Genomic DNA, 21339 nt, shown 5'->3' on the forward strand with positions numbered 1-21339 from the left:
GGTAGCCGGCCCGACCGGCAAGACCGGCACACTCAGTTGGCGGATCACATCAAGCTGCGCAATAACCTCAGCCAATAACCGATCTTGTTGGCGGGAACGTTCCTCAAGCTCTTGCAAAGTTATGTGCAACGTTTCGGTTTGGAACGCAACCTGCCGATCAAGTTCGGCATTCAGTTGCTATAATTCATTGGCCGACTGTTGCGCTTGATGCAACGCAGTTTGGAGACGACGATGTAATGTCTCATTACCGAGACTTTGCACAAAACTGATCACGGCGATGAATCCGCACAAAATAGTAGAAGTTAGTAAAAACGCTTCCGACGAAATCGTGATCCGCGTCGGTTCAATACCGCTAACCAGCGTTAAAGATGTCTCGCTGCGCTCGACATGACAGGGAGAGGCAATAGTTAACAGGATTGCTTGATGGTGGCAAATTTGTCGCATGACGAGACAAGCGTATCCGACAGACCTGAGCGATGCAGAGTGGCAAATCATCGCACTATTGATTCCACCGACAAAGCCGGGCGGATGGTCGCGCACCACGGACATGCGAGCAGTTGTGAATGCCAACTTCTACTTCATATTTGTTGCGAACCGGTTGTGCCTGGCGTATGTGGCCGCATGACCGGCCACCTTGGCAAACGGTCTACGAACACTTCAGCCAGTGGCGTCGAGATGGCACCTGGCAGCGACTCATCGACCCATTGCGTCGTGAAAGTACGGGTGGCCGACGGTCGCGACCCAGAACCCCGTGCCGGTCTCCTGGACAGCCCGTCGGTCAAGACGACGGAAAACGAGACATCTTTAACACCGGTTATTGACATTTGGGATGGTGAGTGGGAGCCTCGCCTCCCTGTCATGGCGAGCGCCGCAAGACATCTTTAACGCTGGTTATGGTGAGTGGGAGCCTCGCCTCCCTGTCATGGCGAGCGCCGCGAGACATCTTTAACACCGGTTATGGTGAGTGGGAGCCTCGCCTCCCTGTCATGGCGAGCGCCGCAAGACATCTTTAATTATGGTGAGTGGGAGCCTCGCCTCCCTGTCATGGCGAGCGCCGCAAGACATCTTTAACGCTGGTTAGCGGCATTTGATAGGGTGAGTGGAGCACATCGGATGGTAAGATTTCTCGCTACGCGCGAAATGACACAGAGGTGCAGCGTTTGCAGCTGATCTGGGCCGATGGTGGCTCTGCTGGTCAGCTCATTGACTGGTTCGATGCCGTCTGCGGCTGGGTGCGTCAGTTCGTGCAGCGCTCCGATCAAGGCAAGGGCTGCCAAGTGCTGCCACGTCGCTGGGTCGTTGAGCGCACTTTCGGTTGGCTTGGTCGCTACCGGCGTCTGAGCAAAGACTACGAGTATTTGACCGCAACCAGTGAAGCCATGGTCTACGCCGCAATGACGCATCTGATGGTCAGGCATCTGGCTCGCATCCGGGCTAGATCGGTTTCCTGATGGACTTTTCAGACACGCTCTGAGCAAATGAGGCTATCGTCGTCCCGACAAGTGCTGTTCCAACGGTAAGCTAGCCACCAAAGTCAATGAAGCAGGTGCCGGAGCGCCGAAAGCACTCGCAGTTGGGAAGTTCCAACGGTAAGCTAGCCACCAAAGTCAATGAAGCCTTGGCAGGTCAGGAAGGCAATGCCAGCATACAAGATAGCTGATAGAAAGGTTGAGACAAGGAGCGAGACCGATTCGGGGAAGCCCACAATGATCGTACTTGAAACGATGAGGTTGATTACCAGTAAACCGAGCGCGATTATGATGATATTGCGCCCGCGCTGACGTGATTCTTCGTCAGAATGACGAATGTCGAGGAGTTTATGGAAGATGTCGGTCATAGATGTAAACAAGATTGCTCAACCGATCACTTGGCGATTATAATTGACGAGGGTTATTTTGACAATCTCATCACGAATCTCGACGCATGCACACCTCATCGTTCCACATTCGGCGCATAAACTTGACCGCACTACATTGGCTGGTGAGTGGAAGCGTTGCCTTGGGGAGTATTGCCGGCTTTACCTTAATCCAACGCCAGCCGGTACAACTGTTCAGCGTGATCTATATCGATGGCTTGAGCTGTTTTACCTTGCTCATTGCCGGATTGTTAATGCTAAGTTTACCCGGCCAGTGGCGACGGATCGGCCAACTGGTGGCCCTTGGTTTGGCAATGTTCAGTGGGCACCTGATGGGAATCGCAGTCGGTCTACTTGGCGTAGCGATCTTCAGCGAGCGGTGGCCGAATCGCATTGCGGGAGCCGTGATGGCTGCCGGTTATGGGCTGATCGGTTTCCGGGCTACGTCGTGGCACCTATTAATAAGTGGTAACGGGTTGAACAGTATCAGCTTTTTACTCGTGCTGGCCGGCGTTGTGATGATGGTCGGCGCGCTCGATCTACCGGCAGCGCCCCTACCACCATCGGTCGATCCTTTGGCGACCGTTACCGGACTGGTCGCACTCCTCCGACTGTTCAGCGTCGGGCCGTGGAATCTTGGGTGGCAACTGGCCGCATTCGTGGTTGGTGGTACGCTTGGCGTTGGCACCGCGTGGTATGCCCTTACGAGCAGCGATCCGTTTGCTGCCGAAGAATGGATAACCCGCAGTCTCAGTGGCTTAGCGATCATTGCCATTGGCTGTGCCTCGTCGGCAGGAGTCGTGGCAACCGGTTTGCTCTTCGGTCACCTGACCGTTCGTCGATTGACGCAACCTGCTGCCGGCACGAGCCGGTGGGCCGGTTGGCTGTTAAGCGGCGCCGTACCGGGAACACTCGGCTTCGTCGCACTGTGGTCGGCAAGTGCCGCCGTCATGGCAGCCGGTGTAGCAGCTTTAGCAGTTGTCGTATGGGCTACTGCATTGCTGCTGATGGTAGCCGGTGGCCGACAGATACAAACGGCTCGTCGTTTGGCGAGCACCGTTGGTGCCGGAGTGAGTCTGGGTCTTGGTATCGCGGCGCCGGCGCTATCACGCTGGTTGATCCGTCCGATCAGTGATCAGTTGCAGGGTGGATTAACCCCCTACGGCGCTATTGAACCGTGGGGATGGGCAGGGATGCTGGCTTTCGATGCCGGTTCACGGATAGCAGCCACGGCACCCGGCGTTGTCCTCTTGCTCTTAATGGGATTGATCGGCGCCTTAGCGTGGCTGATCAGTCGTTGGTGTAAATGGGTATGACCGATCTCCTTGGCGCATTAGGGCAAGCATGGGTACGAGTGCTGATCTTTCCAGGTGGGTTAAGTGCCTTCCTCCTATCCCTGCTGGTCGCATACATAAGCGGTTGCCGGCAAGTTGAACGGCTCTATGCCGTTACCTTACTCGATGTGCTCCCGCCACTCTGTGCGATCACCCTGTTGCCGTTAGTCACAGCGCCGTCATTCCCCTATGGCCTTGATCTACCGACCGCATTGGTACTCCTCCTCTGGCCGGTTGTTCGCCGTTTCGCCACGACACCACTCGATCCACCGCGCCTCATCGAGGGCTATGTACCACTCCTCAGCGCTATGCTTGCGCTCATCAGCGCCACCGCGACGTTCGATCTCGGAGGCCTACTTCGTTGGCCTACCGCACTTCCCTACCAAATCGCACTTAGCATCGGTACGATAACGTGGCTAGCTGCGTTACCGTACTTGTTACCCCCACCAACGGATCTTGCACTGGCAACGAGTCGGCTCGGTTTGATACTGATCGGCTCCTTACCGATCAGCACAGCACTGAACGTTTACACCGAGATTGGCAGCACCTTACCGTGGCTCATCACAGCCATGAGTAGCGCAACCGCCATCGCCAGCACTATCGCTTTTGGCTCCGCACCGGCATCGGTGCGGTATGTACTGGCCGGCAGCGCATTTATTACTGCCGGTTGGATCCTTGGAGTAGGGCAGTAGAGGAAAGAGACGACAACGATTACGCAGCATCGACCGAACGGTAGTTACCGTTACCGCGGGAATGAAACGTCTCGCTCAGATTAGCGATAATCGTGCGGGCCAATTGCAACTCAGAACGGATCAGACGGCGCAAACTCTGCACATCACGGTCTTCCCACTGTTCAAACAGATCGACCATGGTAGCACTTACCAACTGGATCGCCTCAAGTTCAACCCGCTGTTCGACCGGCTGGTAAATCCGCCGTACCTCTACCGAAACCGGTTCAATCTCAATGACCTCATTGGGAAAGTGGTGGGTAAAGGCACTATGCACAGCGCGTTGAAACATCCGCACCAATTCTACATCACTCCGATCACGGTGATTGGTCAACGTCACCGTATACGTCAACGTCAACTCCAGTGGATCGGCCGGCAGATCGCGCCCCTCGCTGATCAACTGATGGACCGGCGACCACGTAAACGTTATTTCAAGCCAGGGCGGCATCGTCGCCAATGTGAGCGGCTCGGCGTGATCGGGGAATAATTCAATCTTGCACGTGCGATCGTGCGTGGCGGGTATAAAACTCTCGATCAACGTGTGTTCGTGCAGGCCAACGCTGAGCCAAGCATCTTCCAATGCCATCACGAGATCGTCATAGGTTACCATCAACTCTACTCCTTAGCCGGTAGCATAACTGTTAAATTGTACCCTAGACCGACGAGGATGGCAACCGCCAAAGCTGCATCACCTCCATAATGTACTCTAACACGATCAGGCCGATGGATGCGCTATAATTCCGTAAAGAATATTCAATTCTCCCCACCCTCACGCTATTTCCTAACCAAGTGTGCTGCGCTCCTAAAAGGAATAACCGGCGTGTTACTATCATCAGCCGATAAACACACCACTCGCAGCCGCTAACGCAATCGCCCGTCGTGGATCGATCACGCGCGGTCCATGCGGATTAAACCGCAGCAACGCCGTCTCGCCGGCCCGCAGCTCGAGTTCGCGCTCACCATCGAACGCCAACACCGCCGGTTGAGCGCGATACACGCGGACCATCTCACCGGGAGCCAGCACGCAATGCGCGGCGACATGAACCGTCTGCATCAAGCCTGGTGCAACCGGCGCGCGCACCGGTATCCCACTCGTATCCAATTGCAAGTATAATCCATGCCCTGGTGGATAGTTACCGGCCAATACGTTGGCTCCAATCGACGACAAACCGATATTCCCCGGCTCGGCGCGGGTCAGAACAAGATCGGTAATCCGCCCACTATCCCAGATTGCGCGGGCAGCGACAAATCGCTCATTGTAGATAGCGGCATCAACCAATGCGATATCATCAGGTGCATCGGGCGTGAAATCGCTCTGACCGGCAGCCAACCGATACACGTCGATCCGTGGTGCGCGCGAGACCGCCGCATCAGCGCGCCCACTCGCCACCAATCCGGCAGCCAGACCGGCCGTTGTTGCTTCGATCATCATTGGAAACACGTTGTTAGTGCCGGTCGAAATTGGCATCAGTGCCACATCACCACAACCCTTTGCCACCAAGCGGTTGGTTCCATCACCACCAAGGGTGACGATACAACCAACCCCGCGCTCGGCCAGTAATTGCGCCGCCCGCCGCGAGTCATCAGGCATAAACCATGCCGGCATATCGAGTAATGTTGCTTTGATCTGCAACGGCAGGTTATCGAGCGCCTTCAGACCGATACCAAAGCGATCGGGCATAATCCAGACGTGTTGCACACCAACCGCCTCTAACCCCAGCAACACCCGTTTAACAATGCTTACCTTCTCTTCGTTATCGAACACCGAGCCATGGGCAACAAGACGCCGGATGTCTTTGCCTGAAGCCGGATTTGCAATGATACCAACCGTGATCATAGCAAACACAGCGCGGGGCACAGCGGCCCCGCGCTCATTAAAGAGATGATGCCTACCCTACGTGTACCGGTAATACCTCGTGGAGGAATGAGACGATACGATCAGTTACTCGGGTAAAACCGGTGCTACCCGGTACTACCCAGTTGAAATGGCTCATACCGGGTACGATGTCCAGCCGGCAAGATGAGCCAGCCCGGATCGCAATAGCCTCGGCCTCGGCCAACGGCACCAATTGATCGGCATCACCGTGGACGACCAATAATGGGCGTGGGGCAAGGCAATGTACCATTTCTTCGGGTGCATACTCGATCAGTGCCTCAGCACTTTCGAGCGGTACCATCACCTGCATCTGTGGAAATTCTGCGCTCACCTGATTGAGAAATACTTGTGATTCAGGGTCAGGTACGACAATCTCCAACGGATCGACCAGTGTTGAGACGCCGGTCATAACCCGTCGTCGCCGATCTTCGGCCAAGCGCACCAGAAACTCGCGCCATTCCCAATGACGACGCAGACTACGCAACCAACGCGCACCATTACCCGGCGGTTCGAGGGCCACTGCCGCTTTCACCCGCTCATCAACCGCGGCGGTTGTGATAGCATGGGCACCGCCGAGGCTAATCCCAACCAAAGCCAGCCGTTCAGGATCAACGCGGTGCAAGCGGAAATTATGATCGAATCACTGCCAACACCTCATCACGCTTCGCTTCCATCTCGGCTCGCGAGGCAATCGACTCGAGGTTGAGCCGGATCAGCGGCTCAGTGTTGGAACCACGTACATTGAAGTGCCACGTATCGTAGCTCACCGAGACACCATCGATCCGCTCGATCTTGCCATCGCGATACCGTTCGGCAATCTCTTCAAGCTTGGCACGCACATCGCTCACCCGCGAATTAATCTCGCCTGAGATGAAGTAGCGCGACTCGAGTCGGCTCAACAGCTCGCTCATCTTTACGCCACGCTTCGACAGCATTTCGAGCAGATAGAGCGAGGGGATAATGCCCGAATCGGCAAAGGCAAAGGCTTTAAAGTAGTAGTGACCGGAGACCTCACCGGCAAAGATCGCATCTTCGTTTGCCATACGCCGTTTGATAAACGCATGACCAACCCGCTCGACCAACGGAATACCTCCGGCGGCACGCACTTCGTCGGGTACCGCCCACGAGGCACGCACATCGTAGAGAATCTTCGCGCCTGGCTCCTTCTCGAGCAGATAACGACCTAAAATCGCCGTCAGGAAGTCGCCGGAGATAAACTCACCGCGATCGTCAATCGCAAAGAAGCGGTCACCGTCGCCATCAAAGGCAAAACCAATGTCGGCGCCTTCCTCCTTCACCCGCCGCTGTAATTCGGCCCGATTCTCCGGCATCAACGGGTCAAGACCGTGATTCGGCAAAGTGCCATCGGGTTCGAGATACATTCCGGTCAACTGGATCGGCAGGCGGGCATAGACCGCTTGCAGGATAGGACCAACCATCCCATTACCGGTATCTACGATCACGTTGAGCGGCTTGATCGCCTCAACGTCGATCAGGGAGAGCACCTTCTGCACAAACTGCTCTTTGAAATCGTACTCGCGACGCTCGCCGCGTCGGGTCGGTGTAGGGAAGGCTTCACGCTCGACTAAGCGGCGTAAATCCTGGATACCCTCATCACCTGACAAGAGATAGGGCATGCGACGCACCATCTTGAAGCCGTTGTATTGCTTTGGATTGTGCGATGCCGTGACCATCATACCCGGTAAACCGAGCTGTGTACACGCAAAGTAGTATTGATCGGTGCTAACCATCCCGATGTCGGCGACATCGGCGCCCTGATCCATAATGCCACGGGTCACCGCATCGAACAACGCCGGCCCAGAGGTACGCATATCACGGCCAACAATGACCGTGTCGGCGCCGAGAAACGTAACAAAGGCGCGCCCGATCAGGTAAGCAATCTCTTCGTTTAGCTCGGTCGGATAAATACCCCGAATATCATACGCCTTAAAAATTGATGGATTGACCTGCACGAAATGCCTCCTTGGCTTGATTCGGTGAATAGTTCCGGCTGTATCCTACCACAAGCAGCAACTACGTGGGCCACCCATCCAATAACTCACTCGCTGCCGCATATGGATCTCGCCGACGTGCGGCAATCTCACCAACAATGGTATTCCACCGTGGGCCACGCAACCGTTCGAGAACAAGTTCTTGAATTGCTGTAGTCAATTCACGTTCAGCAACCATGAGCGCTCGTCGGGCCGGCATATCGGTTGTGGTGAGAAACTGCCGGTGTTGGTTCACCGCATCAACCACTTGTCCACATCCCTCGCCGGTTGTCGCAACGGCGGTCAAGACCGGTGGCACCCAACCATCGGTCGATCCGCCGCCCAATTGCAACATTGTACGCAACTGGCGTACCGTCTGATCGGCACCCGGTCGATCGGCCTTATTGACGACGAAGATATCGGCAATCTCTAGCATGCCGGCTTTAATACTCTGAACATCATCGCCCATACCGGGCACTTCGACCACGATGGTCGTATCGGCAGTTTGGGCAATATCCACCTCATCCTGACCGGCCCCAACCGTTTCGATGAGCACAACCGAAAAGCCGGCAGCAGCGATCAGAGTCACGGCATCAGCCGTCGCTCGGGCCAGACCACCCATCCGCCCACGGCTGGCCATACTACGGATAAACACACCGGGGTCACCACCGAGCACCTGCATACGGATCCGATCACCGAGCACGGCGCCACCACTGAACGGAGATGACGGATCGACGGCAACAATACCAACCGTCACACCACGTTTCCGCCACTCTTGGGCCAGTGCGGTCACGAGGGTCGACTTTCCGGCGCCGGGCGGTCCGGTAACACCTACCCGGTGGGCGTGGGCGTATGGATAGGCGGCAGCTAATACTGCTCGTGCTGCCGACCCTCCCTGTTCTACCAACGAAATAGCGCGCGCTAAGGCTCGCCGTTCGCCATTGCGCAGGCGCGTCACCAAGTCGTGTTCGTTCATGCTTAACCCCGCGCCAACGGAACGTTTGCCCGGATGAAGTCGATGATAGCCTGGGTTGATGAACCCGGTCCAAAGACCTCGGCGATGCCATGTTCGCGCTTGAGGATCGCAGCGTCTTCGTCGGAGATGATCCCGCCGGCGACGACCAACACATCCGTCATCCCCTGTTCGCGCAGCAACTGCATCACCTTAGGGAGTAGCGTCATGTGGGCGCCGGAGAGAATCGAAAGACCGATCACATCAACATCTTCCTGGAGAGCTGCTTCAACTATCATCTGCGGAGTCTGTTGCAGACCGGTGTAAATCACCTCCATACCGGCATCACGGAGAGCACGTGCAATCACTTTCGCACCGCGATCATGACCATCAAGACCAGGTTTGGCAACCAGTACGCGAATTTTTCGCTCCATTGAGCGCTCCTTTTGCTGCGATAACAATGGCGTCTGTGGTAAACCCTATCGTTGGTGACATCGACAACGATCGCCTTACCCGGCAATGACGGCGGCCACGGCATCACCAACGGCAGCCGTTGTGGCGACGACCTGACCGGGAGTGGCAATATCGGCCGTTACAATCCCACGGTCGATGACCGTTGCGACTGCCGCCTCGACACACGCGGCTTCTTCAGGCAAATCAAGCGAATGGCGCAACAGCATTGCCACACTGAGAATCGTTGCCAGCGGATTAGCCTTACCCTGACCGGCAATATCTGGCGCCGAACCGTGGATCGGCTCGTAGAGGCCAAGCCGACCTTCGGCGAGCGACGCCGACGGCAACATCCCCATCGAACCGGCCAGCATCGACGCTTCATCGGTGAGGATGTCACCGAACATATTTTCGGTCACGATCACATCAAAATCGGTCGGTCGACGGATCAGATGCATTGCACAAGCATCGACCAGCATCGTCTCGAACTCTAGATCGGCAAATTCCTCGCGGACGAGACGGGTTGTGATACTCCGCCATAACCGACTCGTCTCAAGCACATTAGCTTTATCGACCAAGGTAAGCTTACCACGTCGGCGTCGAGCTAGTTGTCCGGCTACTCGTACCACCCGCACAATCTCTGCTTCGCTATAGAGACACAGATCACTCGCCCATTCACCATCAGGACCACGTTCACGCCGTTTCTCACCAAAATAGATACCACCGGTCAATTCACGCACGACGATCAAATCAACACCTTGCAGCCGTTCGGGGCGCAACGGCGATGCACCGATCAGCCGCGGATGGACCGTCACCGGTCGTAGATTGGCAAAAAGGCCGAGCGCCTTGCGAATACCGAGCAATCCCTGCTCAGGTCGAACCCGAGCCTGCGGATCGTCCCACTTTGGCCCGCCCACAGCGCCGAGCAAAATTGCATCGGATGCACGACACAGGGCTACGGTCTCTGCCGGTAATGGTTCACCGGTGGCATCGATTGCACAACCGCCGATCAAGCCTTCGCGCAGAGTGAAGGTATGACCAAACCGCACTGCGACCGCCTGCAACACCTTCACCCCTTCAGTCACCACTTCCGGCCCGATCCCATCGCCGGGTAACACAGCAATCACTGCTTGCATTGTTTCCTCAGCATCTTCACAAAAAACGGTTACGAAATGGTAAGAATCCCTCAGTATGATACTACCAAGATACGTGAGGGTATGCGACAGAATAGGATAGCACAAGGAATGAACGTATGGCGACACGCCGAGTCGAATCTTTTTTGGTCCGCATTGTCGTCGCTGAGAATGAAGGTAAGACAGCGCAGCAATGGCACGGACGGATACAGCATATCGGTACCGGCTTCGAGTGTCGGATTGATCAACTTGAAGAACTTCTGGCCTTCATTACGAATCATTTGCACGCCAGCACCAATAACACTACCACCGATCCGACATCAAGCCCAACCACATAGTAGCTACGAAGACCGGCGCCCACGCACCTGTTCAAACAGCGCAACGGTCTCCGGCAGTGGCTCGACGCCCAACTCATCACGTAGCGCGGCAACACAGCGATGATACAGCCGGATCGCTGTACCGCGCTCGCCAATCGCTCCATACGCCCGGATCAGCAACTGATACGCCTCTTCTTGAGCTTTGTCATATTCAAGAACACGCCACCCTAACGTAATTGCCTCTCGGTAGCGACCTTCTTCAAACAGGAGGCGACCTAAACTAAGAGCGGCATCGTTAAACAGCAACCCCAACCGCTCACGCTCAACCACCGACCAATCCTCATAGAGACTGTCGGGTAAGAAGGGGCCGGTATAGATCGTCACAGCCTGTTGAAATGCTTCGCGTGCCTCATCATAGTGGTTACGCTGTAACGCGCGTCGCCCGCGTTCAACCGCCTGCACGAAGGTGGCAACATCGTATTCATGGTCGCTATCAACGTTGAAACTTCAATACTTTCGGCTCACGGTAGAGCACTGAAACTGGCAACATCGTATTCATGGTCGCTATCAACGTTGAAACCGTAGGTATCACCCTGTTGCAAAATGTAGTAAGTTGGTGCGCCTTCAGGACGATCCGGTTCGAGCGCTTTAATGAGCCGGCTAACGGTCACGCGCAGATTATTCGATGCCGAATCACCATCAAGGCCGGGCCAGAGCATATCCATAATTTGATCGCGCGACAACATACGGCCCCGCTCAATCAGGAGGAGCTGGAGCAGATGGCGTGCTTTGATACTGCGCCAATCCCGTTCACGCACTTCTTGATCGCCGCGCAACACCTGAAACCCACCGAGCGCACGAATGATCAGCCGGTAGGGGGGACGATACGCCAGCCGTTCCAGCGCATCCGCGGCGGCTTGCCGAAGGTCTGGTACACGTTCCTTCAATAACGAACGTAATGTACTGTAAGCTTGAACCAACCCCAACTCACCGACCAAGCCGGCGATACGTACCCGGAGTGTCGTTGGGTACGCTTCATCGAGGAGTGGTACCAAGATGGAGGTCAGGGTTGCAGTATCAAAATTGCGCAATGCAGCAATCATTGCCCGGCTCGACAGCCCAAGCTGTAGTGCCGTTTTGATGGCCCAGAGCATCACCGGACGTGGTAGGAAGGGCAACGTCTCCACACCGACGCGGTCGCAGATCGTACAGGCGATACGAATATCATCGGCCACAGCCTCCATGTGCGGTTGTTGCTGGAACATCAAATAGGCGCGGTAGATATGAATAACCGCCTGAAACAGACCATCGCGACGCCGAACGATAAACGCGAGCAACGAATCGGCCATCGCCAACGCTTGTTCAGTCTCACCACCTTCACCCATCGCGAGCAGCAACAGAGTCTGCATCCACGCATCGTGTATCTGGAAGGACTGCAAGTCGCTCTCACGGGTCACCGGTGTATTAGGATCGGCGCACTCGCGTAATTTGTGCCAAAATGCAACAGCTTGTGCGGCAGCCGTCGGCGATTGGCTTCGTAACGCAGCGTAAATCTCAACGACACGCACCCGCATTCCTAATAACCGGTCATCAAGCTGACTCGCAATTTGCCGTCCCCGTTGCAGATACGTCGCCGCCTCATCAAAGCGCTCGTGCTCAACTAAGAGTAACGCCAGGATCAGCACCGCATTACCGGTCAACACACTGCCAGGGGTGTAGTCGTTCAGACGAAAATAGCACTCTTGTGCTTGATCAAGAGCAACTTCGCTCTGACCTTGCTGATAGAGGGCTAACGCCTGTAACAACAACAACGACTGGCGCAGCATATCGTTGCGATCAATTCGGGGCAGATCAAGAGCGGCACGGATGGCCGTCAGTGCCTCGGCCGGATAGCCCTGTTGCACATAGATTGACGAACGCAACACCGCCAACAACCACTGCCAAAGCACACTCAGCGGCCACCGTTCTGCCCACCGCCCTACTCGCAACGCGGCCCGGAACCGCCCTTGGCTATAGAGCAACGCCATGAACCCAACCAGTGCTGCACCACGCGACCAGGCATCGTTGATGCGGGTTGCGGCTTCGATCACTCGCCGGCACACGCGAGCAAACTCGGCCGGTGTATCGGCCCAAAAGAGCAAAACAGCCATATCGCGCAACGCGCGCATTTCTTGATCGGTGGCGCCGGCTAATCGATACTGTTCGGCAGCTTGTGCGATCAACTGTAATGCGCGTTCCCGATTGGTGTTAAAAAAGCTCCATCCATACATATGGAGCAGCGCCGGATCACGTTCGCGTGCATCCTGTGGCAAGCGCTCGATCCAATTGCGTAGACTCTCGCGTTGGGGAGAATCGATCAGCGGCCATGCGTACTCGCGCAGGGCATAGGCAATCGCTGCCGGATTTTCCGCCGCGGCCAGATGACGCAAAGCCGCCTCGATCTGATCGTGCCGGGCCAGGGTCATCCCAAACCGCTCATGAAGCTCACGAACAAAGACCCGGTCGAAGCGCAATAGGGCCTGATCGGCTAGTAAGCGCTGCCAGAGTGGATGGAAGCGAAACACCCGTTCACCGGAAGTGCCATCGGTTTCAACGGTGAGCGGTAGACCAAAATCAATCGCTTGCTCGAGCAGTTGCGTGCTATCATCAACTCCTAGGGCTTCATCGAGGAGTGAGGGGATCGCTTGACCAAACAATGCCGTACAGATCAGACGGTCAACTAAGTGGCTCGGGAGCATGCCCAACACTTCTGAAGCCAAATACTCAAAGAGATCGTGCTGATTTGTCGCCAAACCCTGGAGATAAGCTCGACGCTGTTCAGGTGTCTGGCGCGCCAATGTGCGCACCGCCAACTGCACACTCAACATCCAGCCACCGGTCCGTTCGAGTAACAGGTCAAGTTCATCGTCGGGCAATACCACACCGACGCGCGCTAACAACTCAATGGCCTCATCGCGTTGCAACAAGAGATCAGACGCACCAATCTCGAGCAACCCACCCTCGGCGCGTAGGCGCGGCAGTGGCGCAAACGTCAGGGGCCGGCGCGAAGCCATCACAATATGCAAATTCGGTGGTGCAGCACGGAGAAGATAACCTAACAGTTCGGTAGTTATCGGGCCTTCACTGACAAGATGTACGTCGTCGAGCATCAAAATAGCCGGTGACTGCAATTCACGTTGCACATTACTCAGTAACGCACCGGCAACCAATGGCCAGTTTTGCTTAAGACTGTCCAGACTCTGCAAGAGACGCAACGCTTGCTCACCGGCGGTAGGGAGTAAACGCCGGATAGCCACAATCAAGTACGTTAACAGTAAGGCCGGCTCTTGATCACTCGTATCGAACCCAAGCCACGCTACCTGGGCACCCGTCTGAGTGAGTTGGTCAGCCCACTGTGCGAGAAGTGTCGTTTTGCCATAGCCGGCAGGGGCAACAACGACCGTCACCGGTAATAAACGTACTTCGGTCAGTAACGCCTGCAAATCGTGACGAAGGATCTCCTCTCGTCGCACCGGCGGCGGTGTGATCTTGAGAGGTAAAATAGGGGTGCCTACCGCAACCGATGGCGCTTGCTCGGCCAGATCGGTCATGGGCTGCTCCTTAGTGTATCAACATATGCCATAGATAAAGAGAGGTGGTAATCTATGGCGTTCTCCGAAATTCAGGGTTTAATACAAGGTATGATACAGTTGTATACTATATCATCGTCTGTATTGTAGCATGCCCTTTTTATTATGCCTACCCTCCTGAACAGTCTGCCAACACCGCATCCGGCACTTGTATTCACCCGTGCCGAACGCGATCAAGCCGTTATCTTCGAGCCGGCTTGTGCATCATTCTTTCGTCCATTGGTCGACAGATCTACGTTACAACCGTGGCATACTCCCATCGGCGACCGCTGGTTGTTAGTCATACCTCCGGGGTACAGCCAGCAGTCTGCGATCACGAGCGTCACCGACTTGATCCAACGCCACCCCGGACTCAACCGACGATTGAGCGCCTATACCGATCACACCGAGCCGTTATGGTGGGAAATGCCGTCGCCTGCTACGGCAATTCTGACCGCACCGACACCTCGCATCTTGATCGGCACCGGCGAACAAGCACCGATTGCGTGGGATTCAGGTCATGCGGTTGCCCTCCATCCGATCCGCGTTGTGGCACCGGCCGATCATCTCACGCTAGCGTTACTCACATCTAGGGGCGGACGTATTCACTTACAGCAAGCATCTGACACCATCACGCTACCGGCCACACCGACCCAGATTGCCGGTCGGTTAGCCGAACTAGCCGCACAAGCGGTAGCGATGGCACACGAACAGCAAGCACTTGCCCGTGAATTCGCTCGTCGGTTACTGGCCGATTTTGGGCCACCGGGTAGTACCCTCAGTCCAGCCCTCCACCGATGGTGGGAGCTAGAGTTTCGGGATTTACTCGCCGAAGTACACCGTGCGTTACGCAATCCGATACCCGAACCGTTTCAACCTTTTTGGGCGGCACGACACGCCGAAGGTCGTTCACGCTACTATACCCTGGCCGCCGAATTAGCAGCAGTTGCGGCTGCCATTGACGAACTCGCCAATCCGTTGTGGAATGAAACACAGATACCATGACTCGCTACCCCATCCCGGCTGCACCGGCACGAACAGAAATTGTTGTGCGCGGTTCCCGTTTTATCGCACAGGCGATCCCTACCTCAACTGTAGAAGCGGCCCGTGCCGCGATTGCGGCAGTCCGTGCTGAAATGCCCGACGCGACCCATCATTGCTATGCGTACCTGATCGGGTATGGCGCCAGCACTGTCGCCGGGATGAGTGACGATGGTGAACCGGCCGGTACCGCCGGTCGACCGATGATGGCGGTACTGCGTGGAGCCAATCTCGGTGACATCATGGTGATTGTCACCCGCTATTTCGGTGGCACCCTGCTCGGTGTAGGGGGATTGGTTCGGGCGTATAGCGACGCTACCCGCGCCGTCCTTGCCATAGTACCACGTACCCAACGGGTTATCTATCGATACATCACCCTTCACGTCCCATACGCCGACTACACAATGATCCGTCGGCTGCTGGAAGCCAATGCGGCTGTGATCATTGATGAAACATTTGCCGCCGCGATTACGATTACAGTCGGTTTGCCGGCCGATCAAGCTGCTACTATCAGCAAACAGATCGATGAATATAGCGCAGGCAGGATTCGCATCGAGTCGGCACACGAGTATGGTATAATATAGGCGATGTACGCATTGCATCCCGCTACAGTCCATATACCTATCGGGCTGCTGTTAGCCAGTAGTCTCTTCACCCTAATAGCACTGCGCACCGGTCAGAAGCAGTGGGAACAAAGCGCATACCACTGTCTCATCTTTGGCCTCATCGGCGCAGTCGTCGCCATTGCCAGTGGTCTCTTTGATGCCGCTCGTCAAGTGTTTGGCCGTCCTACCGATGACCCGGTACTTTTATGGACAAATGGTCATGCAGCGGCCAGTCTTATCGCAACGTTATGTTACGGACGAGTTTGGCTCATTCGACGGCGACAGCCCGATATCGTTTACCATCTAACCCAGCGACAGAGCTATCTCAGTTGGCATATCGCCGGTAGTCTCTTTCTGATTGTCGGGGGTTGGCTTGGCGGGCGCTTAGTGTTTGGTTTCGATCTTGGCCGTTAAATCCACGAGTGGCCGTTATTGGTAGATTGCGTGAGGAGGTCATGTTCGCCTACGTCGTGTACGGTATTCTCTACCTCATCATCAACTTTTTTCGGCTCATTGGCTGGTGGCGATGGTCAATCACCGGTATTGAAAACTTACCACCGCGTGAGCAGGGTGGGATGATCCTCGTCATGAATCATATCAATTGGGTTGACATTCCCGCGGTTGGTGCGCTCTTACCATTCCGCTATCGGCTTTCGTGGTTGGCAAAGATCGAGATCTTCGCAAACCCTATAGCCGGCTGGTTTTTTCGCACGATGCACGTGATTCCGATCCGCCGTGGCAAACGTGACCTCGCTGCACTCGATGCTGCCACCGACGCACTACGGAATGGAGCCGTATTGCTGATCTTTCCCGAAGGACACCGCAGCCGCAACGGCATCTTGCAATCGGGTCGTGGTGGTGCAATCCGACTGGCGATGCAGGCCGGCGTACCAATTGTGCCAATGGCCATCACCGGCACCGAACATGGCTTCCGCGGCACCTTACTGCGCAAACCGGTCTATATTACTGTTGGTGAACCCTACCGCATCGACCCGCTGCCCGATAATCGCATTCCCGCCGATGTGATGGAACGCTTAACCACTGAAATGATGGTGAAGATTGCATCTATGCTACCACCGGCTCAGCGTGGCCCGTATGCCGCTCTGGTTGAAACAGCCACACCATCACAGTAAGGATGAAGTTCAGTCGAACGGAGATGTTTGTACCAATATAGATGCATCGCTCACGTTCAGGGCACATGCGGTTCGAGAAACAGCGTCCCATCGGGGGTAGCAACGGCACACCACCCACTCACACTACCTACTTCCACCCGCCACCACGTATAACCATCGGCGTCAACCGGCCCTTCGCGCAGGATCACTTCACGACCGGCCGGAATGAGCGCCACTACGCGCGCAGTTAGGCCTGGAGCCGACCGCAGGCGCAGCGCGGCATTCCCTACGTTAACGATAACAGCCCGGCCACCAACTTGCAACGTTGGCGGCGTCGGCGTTGGCTCCGTAGTCGGTGAAGGCAACGGTGAAGGCGTTGGCGGAATAGGTGACGGTGTTGCCACAGCCACTGTTGTTTGGGGAGTCACCATCGGTTGTGCGACGACAGCCGGACCCAAACGTCCGACGAACCAGACAACCACCGTCACCAGAAGAATACCACCCATCACGAATAGCGCAATACTCACGGGCGTGCGCCATGAGCGACGGCGGCGCACCGAATCATACCCTAACCGGTAGTAGTAGTAGTGCTGGTAGTAGAAAGGGTTGAATTCTCCCCGTTCGGCATCGGCAGCACCGAGTTCGTACATCTCGCTCGTTGTTGGCATAGGCAAGCGAGGATACCGACTATTTGGTGATAACTAAATCTTCACGCCCCATTTCACGCAGCATGTTGGGGTAGATCGTGTATATCGGCTCAACTGCAGGTAAGAGCTTGAGGATTTTAGGAATTGGACCTTTCGCAATAATTTGCCGTCGTGCTAGTGCCGTCATCAGATTGATCTTGCCGTGCCAAAATTGGTGAGCGATATCTGCTTTCATGCTCATCTCAACATCGGGCTTGAGATCGACATCACCCCAGAACACATCGCAATACGCACCGGGCTGAGTCGGTGGATGGGCAGCATCGATGGTAACAACACCGTGCGGTTCTTCGTAGCGAAACTGAATGACGATCCGGCCTTCGCAGATCCGTGGCGCAATCTGCGCATCGCATTTAACCCGATCATAGAGCGTCCCTAAAACCTGTCGCAGCTCTTCCTCATCTTTGAAGAATGGCATAAGGCGTCTCCCACATCTCTCGGCAGCTCTAGCATATGTCGTTGCCCGTATTGGGATTATACGCGGTTCAGAGACAAAACGCAAGGTCGTCAATAACGCACTGCGTTATAGTGGTGTGTCAGCACCCAACACAATCTCAGGAGCATGAACACCGGCCAACCATGCTGCACCACTCATTGGGCGACGGCTCGCCGGCTGCACCTCAACCAATTCAAGGGCGTCGCTACCGGTCTGCACCAACGGATGACCGTGGGCACTCCGGCCAATCACCATTCCTGGCGTAGCCAAGGCATCGGTCGGGACCACAGCGGCACTCATAATTCGCAACATCTGACCACGCCAGAACGTATACGCACTCGGCCATGGATCATAAGCGCGGGTCATTCGCTCGATCACAATTGCCGGCAACGTCCAATCAATCCGGCCATCTTCCTTTTTGAGCATCTTGGTGACGGTTGCTTGGCCGTGATCTTGGGGACGCAGTTCGATCTCGCCACGCACGTAGCGAGGTAGCACCTCGACCAACAACGTAGCACCCAGCCGAAACAGCTCATCGGTGAGTGGGCCGGTACGCGCATTTGGTGGAAGATCGACCATCGCTTGGGCTAAAATGGGACCACTATCCATACCGGGATCAAGTCGCATAATTGTCACGCCGGTGACCGTTTCACCGGCCAAAATCGCACCGGCCACCGGAGTCGGTCCCCGATAGAGCGGCAACAACGACGGGTGAATATTCAGATAGCCCAACGGCGGAATCTCGAGCACGGCCCGGCGTAAGATCTCACCATACGCTGCCACCACACCGACATCCGGCTGTAGTGCCCGCAGCGTCTCGACTACTGCTGGAGCACGCAGCGTCTCCGGTTGGAGCACCGGCAAGCCATGGGCCAACGCGGCAACCTTCACCGGGGGTGGTGTCAACCGCCGGTCGCGCCCGGCCGGGCGATCCGGTTGCGTAACAACGCCAACAATCGTATACCCGGCAGCCACCAGTGCATCGAGTGCATGTACTGCATAGGAGGGACTGCCGAGAAAGATAATACGCATAGAACATCTCCTTGGTCTGGCGATGGGATCGGCTCGTAGTGAGGTCGCAATTGTGCAACGCTGACATCGATCCTGTCATCGCAGGCAACAGCATATAGTATAATAGAGCTACGACTTTCGCAGACAACTTAGTCACGAACTTCACCAATTTGCCTCTGTCGAAAGGGACAACATAGAGCCATTCCGGTAAAGTCATGCGAGCAATTGTTTTCGATGGTAGTTTACGCTACACTACTGATTATCCCAAACCACACCGCCCACCAGGTGAAGCGCTGATCAAACCACATTTGGTTGGGATTTGTAATACCGATCTCGAAATTACCCGTGGGTATATGAACTTTCACGGTATTCTTGGTCACGAATTTGTTGGAACCGTCATCGATTGTGACGACCCGCAATGGCGTGGGCGACGAGTCGTAGGCGAAATCAACGCAGCTTGTCGTCGCTGCGTCACCTGTTTGCGCGGTGATGAAAGTCACTGCCCACAACGTACTACGCTTGGTATTGACCGTCGTGATGGCGCGATGGCCGATCTGTTTGTGCTACCCGAAGCCTGTCTCCATGAAGTACCGGCGACTGTTAGCGATGAGGCAGCGGTCTTTACCGAACCACTAGCCGCCGCACTCGAAATCGTCGAACAGAGCCACATCCACCCTTCCGAACGAGTTGCAGTTGTTGGCGACGGTAAACTCGGAGCAATGATTGTGCAGGTGCTGCGCCTAACGGGTTGTGCATTGACGTTGGTCGGTCGTCATCCCGAACGGTGGGAGCTGTATCGACGTCAAGGAGTAACCTGTACAACCAGCACTGACGTACCGGCAGCCCATTTTGACGTTGTTATCGATTGTACCGGCAACCCAAGCGGACTAGCAACGGCACGTCGTCTTGTTCGCCCACGTGGACGGCTGGTGCTCAAGAGTACGTTTGCCGCCGAAACCCAACTGAACCTGAGCATGCTGGTAGTTGACGAAATACAGCTCATCGGCTCGCGCTGTGGTCCATTCGCGCCGGCACTGCGCTTACTCGAACGCGGGCTTGTTGAGACATCAGCCTTGATCAGTGCCTGTTACCCCCTTGATGCTGGTTTACAGGCATTTAGCGCCGCACCCGGCCAACTTAAGGTATTGCTCAGTGTCTGAAGAGATCCATATACCGACGGTTTTAATTGCCGACGATGATCCAAACCTGCGCTTTTTGCTCAGCGATATGCTGCAACGCGCCGGTTTTGATGTTTTGGTCGCGGAGGATGGTATCGCACTCCTCCAGATCGCTCAAGAACAACTGCCAGACATCATCTTGGTTGATTTGATGTTGCCTGGAGTCGATGGCTATGAGGCGATTCGCCAGTTGCGCAACGACACACGCACTGCACATCTCCCGATTATCATTGTCACCGCACGCACCAACCCGGCAGATGTGGTGATCGGCTTTGATACCGGCGCCGATGATTACGTCACAAAACCCTTTAATGACGCCGAATTGATTGCCCGCATCCGCTCGCTATTACGGCGTACCACGCAACGCCCTGTCCGCAATCCACTGACCGGTTTGCCCGGTAACTCATTGATCGTTGAAGAGTTACGGTATCGCTTACAACGCGGTGAGTCGTTTGTGTTGCTCTACATCGATCTGAACGATTTCAAAGCGTTTAACGACTCGTATGGCTTTGCCCGCGGTGATCAGGCGATCCGACTATTGGCGCAGATCTGTGAACAGGCCCAACAACATTTTTCTGCCTACCCCACCTTTCTCGGTCATATCGGCGGCGATGACTTCGTGATGCTCTGCCCTACCACAATTGCCACCGATATTTCACGCTGGATCGTCGCGCAGTATGAGCAATCGGCAGTGAAACTGTACGATGAGATCGACCGCGCACGCGGATTCCTCATCTGCCGCGATCGCGCCGGCAATCTGCGCCATATTCCGATCGCTACAATCGCGATCGGTGGTGTCTCTAGCACACCAAACACCACCGTAGACGAATTATCGCGGGCCGCCGCAGCGATGAAGCACACGGCAAAGGCGTTTGGTGTAAGTGCAGTATATATTGATAATGTGCGGGTACGTTGATCGAAACCCACTCGTCAATGAGTCTTGCATGAGATAAGGAAACTTCCTTTGTACACCAATACGTATCGTGATTGGTGGATACCACAACCTTA

24 protein-coding genes and 1 pseudogene are annotated in these 21339 nt (G+C 55.6%); 11 read left to right on the forward strand and 14 right to left on the reverse strand.

The features are described 5' to 3' along the window. Positions 1–177: 177 nt before the first annotated feature. On the reverse strand, positions 178–444 hold the full coding sequence (locus tag ACP5OT_RS12500) for a hypothetical protein (protein ID WP_424677424.1): 267 nt from the start codon (positions 442–444) through the stop codon (positions 178–180). A gap of 119 nt (positions 445–563) precedes the next feature. On the opposite strand from ACP5OT_RS12500, the gene ACP5OT_RS12505 reads away from it, so the two are divergent. Then, complete coding sequence (locus ACP5OT_RS12505) at positions 564–821, forward strand: transposase (protein WP_424677423.1); 258 nt, start codon at positions 564–566, stop codon at positions 819–821. 339 nt (positions 822–1160) lie between these two features. Further along, positions 1161–1451, forward strand: a pseudogene (locus ACP5OT_RS12510) (transposase); the annotation flags it as partial. A 143-nt stretch (positions 1452–1594) separates the two neighbouring features. Here the strand turns inward: ACP5OT_RS12510 and ACP5OT_RS12515 are convergent. Next, the gene (locus tag ACP5OT_RS12515; RefSeq protein ID WP_424677548.1) at positions 1595–1837 is read right to left on the reverse strand and encodes a hypothetical protein; all 243 of its coding nucleotides are present in this window, start codon (positions 1835–1837) and stop codon (positions 1595–1597) included. An 86-nt stretch (positions 1838–1923) separates the two neighbouring features. Here ACP5OT_RS12515 and ACP5OT_RS12520 point away from each other — a divergent pair, with 86 nt between their 5' ends. Together ACP5OT_RS12520 and ACP5OT_RS12525 are read left to right on the forward strand one after the other, a co-directional pair. Then, complete coding sequence (locus ACP5OT_RS12520) at positions 1924–3171, forward strand: hypothetical protein (RefSeq protein ID WP_428113121.1); 1248 nt, start codon at positions 1924–1926, stop codon at positions 3169–3171. After that, positions 3168–3881: a hypothetical protein gene (locus ACP5OT_RS12525; RefSeq protein WP_428113123.1), complete on the forward strand. Its 714-nt coding sequence runs from the start codon at positions 3168–3170 to the stop codon at positions 3879–3881. Before ACP5OT_RS12520 ends, ACP5OT_RS12525 begins: the two co-directional genes overlap by 4 nt. 19 nt (positions 3882–3900) lie before the next feature. On the opposite strand, the gene ACP5OT_RS12530 is transcribed toward ACP5OT_RS12525, so the two are convergent. The 7 genes from ACP5OT_RS12530 to leuB all read right to left on the reverse strand — a co-directional run bounded on the left by ACP5OT_RS12530 (position 3901) and on the right by leuB (position 10322). Then, positions 3901–4527: a hypothetical protein gene (locus tag ACP5OT_RS12530; protein ID WP_424677545.1), complete on the reverse strand. Its 627-nt coding sequence runs from the start codon at positions 4525–4527 to the stop codon at positions 3901–3903. Between the two features lie 222 nt (positions 4528–4749). Then, the gene (locus ACP5OT_RS12535) at positions 4750–5754 is read right to left on the reverse strand and encodes an ATP-NAD kinase family protein (RefSeq protein WP_428113125.1); all 1005 of its coding nucleotides are present in this window, start codon (positions 5752–5754) and stop codon (positions 4750–4752) included. 52 nt (positions 5755–5806) lie between these two features. Beyond that, on the reverse strand, positions 5807–6415 hold the full coding sequence (locus tag ACP5OT_RS12540; protein WP_428113128.1) for an alpha/beta fold hydrolase: 609 nt from the start codon (positions 6413–6415) through the stop codon (positions 5807–5809). Positions 6416–6422: 7 nt separating this feature from the next. Further along, a complete protein-coding gene (gene manB, locus ACP5OT_RS12545; protein ID WP_424676476.1) occupies positions 6423–7766 on the reverse strand; it encodes a phosphomannomutase/phosphoglucomutase in 1344 nt (447 codons plus the stop codon). A 61-nt stretch (positions 7767–7827) separates the two neighbouring features. Beyond that, positions 7828–8760 (reverse strand): methylmalonyl Co-A mutase-associated GTPase MeaB, encoded by a 933-nt coding sequence (meaB, locus tag ACP5OT_RS12550; RefSeq protein ID WP_424676477.1) that lies wholly within the window; start codon positions 8758–8760, stop codon positions 7828–7830. A gap of 2 nt (positions 8761–8762) precedes the next feature. Further along, entirely contained in the window at positions 8763–9170 is a 408-nt protein-coding gene (locus tag ACP5OT_RS12555; RefSeq protein ID WP_012615892.1) for a cobalamin B12-binding domain-containing protein, read from the reverse strand. A 75-nt stretch (positions 9171–9245) separates the two neighbouring features. Further along, positions 9246–10322: a 3-isopropylmalate dehydrogenase gene (gene leuB, locus ACP5OT_RS12560; RefSeq protein ID WP_424676478.1), complete on the reverse strand. Its 1077-nt coding sequence runs from the start codon at positions 10320–10322 to the stop codon at positions 9246–9248. A 116-nt stretch (positions 10323–10438) separates the two neighbouring features. Here leuB and ACP5OT_RS12565 point away from each other — a divergent pair, with 116 nt between their 5' ends. After that, on the forward strand, positions 10439–10657 hold the full coding sequence (locus ACP5OT_RS12565) for a hypothetical protein (protein WP_424676479.1): 219 nt from the start codon (positions 10439–10441) through the stop codon (positions 10655–10657). 3 nt (positions 10658–10660) lie between these two features. On the opposite strand, the gene ACP5OT_RS12570 is transcribed toward ACP5OT_RS12565, so the two are convergent. Further along, positions 10661–11098, reverse strand: a complete 438-nt coding sequence (locus tag ACP5OT_RS12570) for a bacterial transcriptional activator domain-containing protein (RefSeq protein ID WP_428132298.1) — start codon at positions 11096–11098, stop codon at positions 10661–10663. A 59-nt stretch (positions 11099–11157) separates the two neighbouring features. Then, positions 11158–14226, reverse strand: coding sequence for a winged helix-turn-helix domain-containing protein (locus ACP5OT_RS12575; protein ID WP_428132300.1), 3069 nt, complete (start codon positions 14224–14226; stop codon positions 11158–11160). A gap of 144 nt (positions 14227–14370) precedes the next feature. Between ACP5OT_RS12575 and ACP5OT_RS12580 the strand changes: the two genes are divergently transcribed. Genes ACP5OT_RS12580 through ACP5OT_RS12595 form a run of 4 tightly spaced genes read left to right on the forward strand, consistent with a single transcriptional unit; the run spans position 14371 to position 17023 of the window. After that, positions 14371–15249, forward strand: coding sequence for a hypothetical protein (locus tag ACP5OT_RS12580; protein WP_424676481.1), 879 nt, complete (start codon positions 14371–14373; stop codon positions 15247–15249). Continuing rightward, positions 15246–15869: a YigZ family protein gene (locus tag ACP5OT_RS12585; RefSeq protein WP_428113135.1), complete on the forward strand. Its 624-nt coding sequence runs from the start codon at positions 15246–15248 to the stop codon at positions 15867–15869. The genes ACP5OT_RS12580 and ACP5OT_RS12585 overlap by 4 nt, the downstream gene beginning before the upstream one ends. A gap of 3 nt (positions 15870–15872) precedes the next feature. After that, complete coding sequence (locus ACP5OT_RS12590) at positions 15873–16304, forward strand: DUF2231 domain-containing protein (protein ID WP_424676483.1); 432 nt, start codon at positions 15873–15875, stop codon at positions 16302–16304. Between the two features lie 41 nt (positions 16305–16345). Continuing rightward, on the forward strand, positions 16346–17023 hold the full coding sequence (locus ACP5OT_RS12595) for a lysophospholipid acyltransferase family protein (protein ID WP_424676484.1): 678 nt from the start codon (positions 16346–16348) through the stop codon (positions 17021–17023). Between the two features lie 56 nt (positions 17024–17079). Here ACP5OT_RS12595 and ACP5OT_RS12600 read toward each other — a convergent pair whose 3' ends face one another. The 3 genes from ACP5OT_RS12600 to fmt all read right to left on the reverse strand — a co-directional run bounded on the left by ACP5OT_RS12600 (position 17080) and on the right by fmt (position 19174). After that, positions 17080–17652, reverse strand: coding sequence for an SH3 domain-containing protein (locus ACP5OT_RS12600; RefSeq protein ID WP_424676485.1), 573 nt, complete (start codon positions 17650–17652; stop codon positions 17080–17082). A 37-nt stretch (positions 17653–17689) separates the two neighbouring features. Continuing rightward, on the reverse strand, positions 17690–18124 hold the full coding sequence (locus tag ACP5OT_RS12605) for a hypothetical protein (protein WP_424676486.1): 435 nt from the start codon (positions 18122–18124) through the stop codon (positions 17690–17692). Between the two features lie 105 nt (positions 18125–18229). Next, the gene (fmt, locus tag ACP5OT_RS12610; RefSeq protein ID WP_424676487.1) at positions 18230–19174 is read right to left on the reverse strand and encodes a methionyl-tRNA formyltransferase; all 945 of its coding nucleotides are present in this window, start codon (positions 19172–19174) and stop codon (positions 18230–18232) included. A gap of 194 nt (positions 19175–19368) precedes the next feature. Here fmt and ACP5OT_RS12615 point away from each other — a divergent pair, with 194 nt between their 5' ends. Continuing rightward, on the forward strand, positions 19369–20313 hold the full coding sequence (locus ACP5OT_RS12615; RefSeq protein ID WP_424676488.1) for an MDR/zinc-dependent alcohol dehydrogenase-like family protein: 945 nt from the start codon (positions 19369–19371) through the stop codon (positions 20311–20313). Continuing rightward, on the forward strand, positions 20306–21247 hold the full coding sequence (locus tag ACP5OT_RS12620; RefSeq protein ID WP_424676489.1) for a GGDEF domain-containing response regulator: 942 nt from the start codon (positions 20306–20308) through the stop codon (positions 21245–21247). Before ACP5OT_RS12615 ends, ACP5OT_RS12620 begins: the two co-directional genes overlap by 8 nt. Positions 21248–21339: the final 92 nt, after the last annotated feature.

The organism is Chloroflexus sp. (genome assembly GCF_049970315.1).
Lineage (GTDB): Bacteria > Chloroflexota > Chloroflexia > Chloroflexales > Chloroflexaceae > Chloroflexus.

Excerpts from the sequence above, each read along its gene's own strand:
- ACP5OT_RS12500 (WP_424677424.1), bottom strand. The coding sequence starts at position 444 with ATGCGACAAATTTGCCACCATCAAGCAATCCTGTTAACTATTGCCTCT.
- ACP5OT_RS12505 (WP_424677423.1), top strand. The coding sequence starts at position 564 with ATGCCAACTTCTACTTCATATTTGTTGCGAACCGGTTGTGCCTGGCGT.
- ACP5OT_RS12515 (WP_424677548.1), bottom strand. The coding sequence starts at position 1,837 with ATGACCGACATCTTCCATAAACTCCTCGACATTCGTCATTCTGACGAA.
- ACP5OT_RS12520 (WP_428113121.1), top strand. The coding sequence starts at position 1,924 with ATGCACACCTCATCGTTCCACATTCGGCGCATAAACTTGACCGCACTA.
- ACP5OT_RS12525 (WP_428113123.1), top strand. The coding sequence starts at position 3,168 with ATGACCGATCTCCTTGGCGCATTAGGGCAAGCATGGGTACGAGTGCTG.
- ACP5OT_RS12530 (WP_424677545.1), bottom strand. The coding sequence starts at position 4,527 with ATGGTAACCTATGACGATCTCGTGATGGCATTGGAAGATGCTTGGCTC.
- ACP5OT_RS12535 (WP_428113125.1), bottom strand. The coding sequence starts at position 5,754 with ATGATCACGGTTGGTATCATTGCAAATCCGGCTTCAGGCAAAGACATC.
- meaB (WP_424676477.1), bottom strand. The coding sequence starts at position 8,760 with ATGAACGAACACGACTTGGTGACGCGCCTGCGCAATGGCGAACGGCGA.
- ACP5OT_RS12555 (WP_012615892.1), bottom strand. The coding sequence starts at position 9,170 with ATGGAGCGAAAAATTCGCGTACTGGTTGCCAAACCTGGTCTTGATGGT.
- leuB (WP_424676478.1), bottom strand. The coding sequence starts at position 10,322 with ATGCAAGCAGTGATTGCTGTGTTACCCGGCGATGGGATCGGGCCGGAA.
- ACP5OT_RS12565 (WP_424676479.1), top strand. The coding sequence starts at position 10,439 with ATGGCGACACGCCGAGTCGAATCTTTTTTGGTCCGCATTGTCGTCGCT.
- ACP5OT_RS12575 (WP_428132300.1), bottom strand. The coding sequence starts at position 14,226 with ATGACCGATCTGGCCGAGCAAGCGCCATCGGTTGCGGTAGGCACCCCT.
- ACP5OT_RS12580 (WP_424676481.1), top strand. The coding sequence starts at position 14,371 with ATGCCTACCCTCCTGAACAGTCTGCCAACACCGCATCCGGCACTTGTA.
- ACP5OT_RS12585 (WP_428113135.1), top strand. The coding sequence starts at position 15,246 with ATGACTCGCTACCCCATCCCGGCTGCACCGGCACGAACAGAAATTGTT.
- ACP5OT_RS12590 (WP_424676483.1), top strand. The coding sequence starts at position 15,873 with ATGTACGCATTGCATCCCGCTACAGTCCATATACCTATCGGGCTGCTG.
- ACP5OT_RS12595 (WP_424676484.1), top strand. The coding sequence starts at position 16,346 with ATGTTCGCCTACGTCGTGTACGGTATTCTCTACCTCATCATCAACTTT.
- ACP5OT_RS12600 (WP_424676485.1), bottom strand. The coding sequence starts at position 17,652 with ATGTACGAACTCGGTGCTGCCGATGCCGAACGGGGAGAATTCAACCCT.
- ACP5OT_RS12605 (WP_424676486.1), bottom strand. The coding sequence starts at position 18,124 with ATGCCATTCTTCAAAGATGAGGAAGAGCTGCGACAGGTTTTAGGGACG.
- fmt (WP_424676487.1), bottom strand. The coding sequence starts at position 19,174 with ATGCGTATTATCTTTCTCGGCAGTCCCTCCTATGCAGTACATGCACTC.
- ACP5OT_RS12615 (WP_424676488.1), top strand. The coding sequence starts at position 19,369 with ATGCGAGCAATTGTTTTCGATGGTAGTTTACGCTACACTACTGATTAT.